The organism is Pseudomonas sp. HY2-MNA-CIBAN-0224 (assembly GCF_040310285.1).
Classification (GTDB): Bacteria; Pseudomonadota; Gammaproteobacteria; order Pseudomonadales; family Pseudomonadaceae; genus Aquipseudomonas; species Aquipseudomonas helleri.
The window spans coordinates 1-368 of record NZ_JBEOPQ010000243.1 but is presented as its reverse complement, the minus strand read 5'-3'; the positions used below and the strand labels follow the sequence as shown (position 1 = coordinate 368).

The window sequence follows — 368 nt, the reverse complement described above, 5'->3', positions numbered from 1 at the left end:
CCGAATTTCCCTGTCAAAGTCTTTTGGGCAAACCAAGGCACTACTGGTACTCACGTGAATATCTCTGGGGCGGGTGTGGTCACAGACTCAGACAATCCTGATGGTGCGCTTAAATTGATGGAATGGTTGTCGTCGGATAAAGCCCAAGGTCTCTACGCCAGCTCTGATAAAGAATATCCAGTCAAAGAAGGCGTCGATGAGTCAGATATGCTCAGATCATGGGGCGAATTCAAAAAAGACGACATCAGCGTGCAAAAGTTTGGCGAGCTGCAAACCCAAGCGATTCAAATGATGGACAAAGCAGGTTATAAATAGAGCCTCTTAAACCCTGCCATACCTAAAAAGCACAGTAGCCAAAAGACAAATGC

Annotated in this window: 1 pseudogene; it reads left to right on the top strand. The window is 46.2% G+C overall.

The features are described 5' to 3' along the window. Nucleotides 1-315 (top strand): annotated as a pseudogene (locus AAEZ03_RS26230) (iron ABC transporter substrate-binding protein); the annotation flags it as partial. Nucleotides 316-368 lie beyond the last annotated feature (53 nt).